Source organism: Vibrio sp. 10N.261.45.E2 (assembly GCF_002875705.1).
Classification (GTDB): domain Bacteria; phylum Pseudomonadota; class Gammaproteobacteria; order Enterobacterales; family Vibrionaceae; genus Vibrio.
This window is the reverse complement of the sequence record NZ_MCZZ01000157.1, coordinates 1-4,800: the sequence shown is the minus strand read 5'-3', so window position 1 is coordinate 4,800 and position 4,800 is coordinate 1. Positions and strand designations below refer to the sequence as shown.

At 41.4% G+C, this 4,800-nt stretch carries 4 protein-coding genes; all 4 read left to right on the top strand.

Annotated elements, in window-relative coordinates; all coding sequences use genetic code 11:
- The first annotated feature begins 440 nt into the window (after nt 1-440).
- Nucleotides 441-1,415, top strand: a complete 975-nt coding sequence (locus tag BCT34_RS21650) for a DNA cytosine methyltransferase (protein WP_198594889.1) — start codon at nt 441-443, stop codon at nt 1,413-1,415.
- Between the two features lie 35 nt (nt 1,416-1,450).
- On the top strand, nt 1,451-2,470 hold the full coding sequence (locus tag BCT34_RS21645; RefSeq protein ID WP_102305869.1) for a restriction endonuclease PLD domain-containing protein: 1,020 nt from the start codon (nt 1,451-1,453) through the stop codon (nt 2,468-2,470).
- A 955-nt stretch (nt 2,471-3,425) separates the two neighbouring features.
- On the top strand, nt 3,426-3,755 hold the full coding sequence (locus tag BCT34_RS21640) for a MobC family plasmid mobilization relaxosome protein (protein ID WP_102305868.1): 330 nt from the start codon (nt 3,426-3,428) through the stop codon (nt 3,753-3,755).
- Nucleotides 3,745-4,800 (top strand): relaxase/mobilization nuclease domain-containing protein (locus tag BCT34_RS21635; RefSeq protein ID WP_241906878.1); only part of this gene is annotated, 1,056 nt, incomplete at its 3' end. The genes BCT34_RS21640 and BCT34_RS21635, both read left to right, overlap by 11 nt.

The following is a 4,800-nucleotide window of genomic DNA, read 5'->3' as shown; positions in this document are numbered from 1 at the left end:
AAGCGTCACAAACTTACAGCCCCATTTGTGGGTTAGTAGGGCGTAGTAAGTGCTTATAAAGTCTGTCTGGCGCTTCTGAGGCGCTCTGATGGGCGTTTATGATAGTAAACTCGTGCATTTACCATAATAGGAATAATGAACACCAAATTTTAATCTTCATTGATTAATCTTCGTAAGAACTCGTCTTGCTGAATATTTAGTGCCATTAGTAACTTTTCTAGAGTATCAAGTGTGATTGATATGTCGTTGCTTTCTACTTGCTGGAGAAAACTTTTAGTTACTTTTAGTTGTCTGGATAGTCCATCCAAACTTTTACCTTTTTCTTTTCTTGATTTCTTCAATAAGTTAGATGTTTTTCTGCTTAAGGTGTTCATAAAGTAGCGGCTTTTGTCTTCTTATTTTGTTATGTTACCGCAAATTTTTTAGGTATGAGTAGAAAAGTGAACGTAGTTACTTTGTTTTCTGGGTGTGGTGGTTTAGACCTTAGTTTTCACCAGCTAGGATTTAATATTTTATGGGCTAATGATTTCGATGCAAAAGCTTGTGAGACGTATGCCCTTAATATTGGTGAACATGTTGTTTGTGACGACATTACAAAAGTTGATGTTTCAACTATACCTGATGCTGACTTAGTTCTAGGTGGTTTTCCTTGTCAAGATTTCTCTATGATTTGGAAAAGAGAGGGGCTTGAAACTGAGAGAGGAAATCTTTATAAAAACTTCGTGAACGTTGTTGCAGCCAAGCAGCCAAAAATGTTTATTGCAGAAAATGTGAAAGGTCTTCTTACTGCGAATAAAGGTAAGGCGATTGAAACAATCATTAATGATTTTTCAGATACTGGTGAGCATGGTTATGAGGTCAAACCCCACCTAGTTAATTTTGCAAAATATGGTGCTCCTCAGCTAAGGGAGAGAGTGCTTTTAATTGGTGTTAGAAAAGATTTCAATAAAAATTTTGTTATGCCATCTCCGACGCATACACCTGAAACCTATGTTTCTTCTGGTGAAGCGTTAAAAGGTGTAGAAGACGTTCCTTACAATAATGAACATCAAAATATCCAACCTAGAACAGTTGAAAAGCTGAAATTAATTCCTGAAGGGGGGAATTTCTCTGATATTCCTAAGGATAATGAACACTATGTGAAAGGCATGATTTCTCATGTATACCGTCGTTTACATAGAGATAAGCCATCGACCACTATCATAGCCGCTGGTGGAGGGGGTACTTGGGGGTATCACTACTCAGAGCCTAGACCACTAACAAACCGAGAGCGAGCTAGGTTATTTGGCTACCCAGATGATTTTAAGTTTATCGGTACAATCACTGAGGTTCGTCGCCAAATAGGAAACTCTGTACCACCTCAAGGAATGTATCCTATTGCCAAGGAAGTCAAAGAGTTCTTAGCTAGTTTGTAGTATAAAAAGTGCTGGTTTCCAGCACTTTTTTAATTATGTTATTTACAAATACTGAATCTCACGGCGGCAATTTTGATATTGCATTTAAATCCGAACTAGCTTCATCTGCTTCATTAAGAATAGCTTCAGGATATTTTTCATTAGACACATTAAGGCAGTATGAATCAGACATATTGTCTAAGTCCTCATCGAAATCATGTAAGGTTCTTTTAGGGATGGCTTTCTATGAGGGGTTATCTCAGAAACAATTTGATGCGGTGAAATCTCTAAACGCACAGATGGTATTAAGGGGGACTGATAGTGGATTTTATGTTACAAATGGTCGTAAGTATCATGGGAAGATTTTCCAGTTTAATGGGAAGACATTCTTAGGCTCATCTAATTTTTCATGCAGTGGTTTTCGTAATAATATTGAAGCTACAGTACAGTGCGTAGGTGAGCAAGTTAATGCAATTGACGCCTTCCTTGACGACCTGTTTTCAGAAGAGTTTTCCATACCAGTTCACTACGCTGATATCCCTATACGTGGTAAAACCAAGTTAATTAGTGACAAGCCTAAGCTGATCTGGGAAGGCTTAAAAAAGCATATGCTTACGCCAACTTCTCCGAATGTCCATATGGATAAATGTATTGCCACATATGATTTGCTTTCTTTATCTGAAAAGGAGAAGTCTAATCTGAATGTGTACTTTGGAAAAGGGCGTCTTAATAGGAATACAGGAATAATTTCTCCTAGGCCATGGTATGAAATTGAAATAATTGCTAATAAATCAATAACGTCAAATCCTAATTATCCTTCAGGTAGCTTTATGGCTTATACCGATGATGGCTACATTATCCCGATGAAAACTTCAGGAGACTATAAGAAAAATCTACGCTCTGAGGGTGGATTACAAGTGTTTGGTCGCTGGTTAAAGGGAAGGTTGGAAGATGCAGGAGATTTGGATAAGTTTACTGAAATTACACCGGCTACTTTTTTAGAATATGGAAAGACAAAATTGTCTCTTTATAAAATGGAAAACGAAAAATCTTACTATATGACTTTCGAAGATTAAACATATGACCTGTTATGTGTAGGCGGTTAATTTAACGTAATTGCACTTAATCTGCACCTCGATTTAGAAACAAAAAAGCCTCCCATTGGGGAGGCTTTTTTGTAGGGGAAAGTCATGACCGGTTAAAAGGATCATTGAGATCAATCGCTTTTGGGATTAATCTCTTTCCCTAGATGTGAAAAAACCACCCTGCAAGGTGGTTTATTTCGGAATACTTACACGAATTGAGACCTCGTTAAGTCCTTTCATGATAGCCATATCACGTAAGCACTTCAAGTACTCCTGCACTCTGTTTGGATTCAAGATGTTTTGGACAGAGCGACGCGCATCAGCCACCGATCAAGGGATATTCCATAGGTGGCATGGTAAAGGCACTAATCAGAACTAAGCAAATGCTCGATAAATCCGCCCCTTGTAGCTGCTAGAGGGGATAAGCGGGAAAGGAATAAATGATTAGTGTTGTGAGACCGGAATGGGGGCGTAAAGCCTAACTCACAGCGCAGGGCAGCCCGAAAGGGTAAGAGACAAATCCCAATCTGAAAGCGACCATAGAGATACCCAAATCACTCATAAAATTGAGTCGAAATGGGTAGGGGTCGGCGCAGCCGAAAGGGCTGATTCTTGCGCCCCGTGTGTATTCCTGCTTCTCTCGTCGATACCGCTAGGCGCAGTGTGTGAGTAAGCGAAGCGTCCGAACACCGAGCAAGCGGAAAGCCACTTAATGCCAATCTTTGGCACTGTCCCCGTATATCTATTTCCATTCTTATTTAGCTCACTTTTTATGCTATTCTAATCACGCGCTTTTGTTTTAAGCCAGCATACACAGAGTGCACTCGCTACGCTCGTTTCTCTGTGAGCTGGAAAGGGGCGCTAACGCCCCCTTTACCCCAGTTAACCACTTCGAGAAGTGACCTCGTTCCGAGCTAACTTCCCTCAGAGGCTAGGAGAATTTTTCGTGGATAAACGAGAGAAGATAATCAAAATCAGAGCAACCGATGATGAGTACTCAGCATTAATGGAGCGAAGTCCAAAACCTCGACTTGCTGAATGGATGCGTGAATATTGCTTAGGGTCAAAAGTCCCCCGAGCGAATCAAGTTCCTAATGTCGATCCGGCCTTGTTAAGGCAGCTTTCTGGAATGGGCAATAACTTAAACCAAATTGCCCGTGCTATTCACAGTCAAGATTGGAAGCCGGTTGATCGCGTTCAAATCATTGCTGCGTTATCGAGTCTTCAGCGTGAACTGAATCTAATGAGGATGGAGAACGCGAAAGATGATAGTTAAATTTCATGCTAGGGGCGCAGGTAGAGGATCGGGACCCGTCGATTATTTACTAGGAAAAGACCGCGCTCGTGACGGTGCCACTTTAGACCGTGGTGATCCTGATGCGATTCAAGATTTGATTGATTCCAGTCCTTACGCGAAGAAGTACACCTCTGGCGTTTTGTCATTTGAAGAGTCCGACCTTGATCGGACGACCAAAGATAAAATCATGTCGAGTTTCGAGAAAGCATTGTTACCTGGCCTCGATGCGGATCAATATTCTTGTCTTTGGGTTGAACATCGAGACAAGGGACGCTTGGAGCTGAATTTTGTTGTGCCTAATGTTGAACTGTTATCAGGCAAAAGGTTACAGCCCTATTTTGAAAAAGCTGATAAGCCTCGAATCAACGCATGGAAGATTGCAACGAATGCCATTTTAAAACTCCATGACCCTGATGATCCCATCAATAAACGAGAGCTCACCACGCCTCGAAATTTGCCTAAGCCAAAGTATGAAGCTGCGAGAGCTATCACTGATGGATTGTTGTCTATGGCTGGCAATGGAGAGTTGAGAAATAGACAAGATTTGGTAACCGCCCTCGAGGGTGTTGGTTTTTCTGTTGTTAGACAAACCAAAAAAAGCATTTCCATATCCGACCCAGAAGGCGGTCGAAACATTCGATTGAAAGGGCTGATTTATGAGCAAGATTTTAAGTTTGGCGCAGGACTTCGAGAAGAAATCGAAACAGCAAGCGCACGATACAGAACAACGTCTCAAGAGCGAATTCGAGAGGCACGAGACGTTTATAGAACAGGCGTTGAGATCAAGCGAGCAGAAAATCAAAGGCGACATTCGCGCCCAGAACCAGCGTATGAGCGCATTAGTTTTGAAAAGTTGGCTTTGGATAGTGCTGAGCGTAGTGCTTGTTTTGATCGCTTGTTCGAGCGTGATTTGGTGGCAGGGAATAATCATCGCCCAGAACCAAATAGAGATCAGCAATCAGCAATCGGCACTGAAAGTACTGGAATCCAAAGGCGGGAAAATTCACCTGAACTTGTGCGGAGA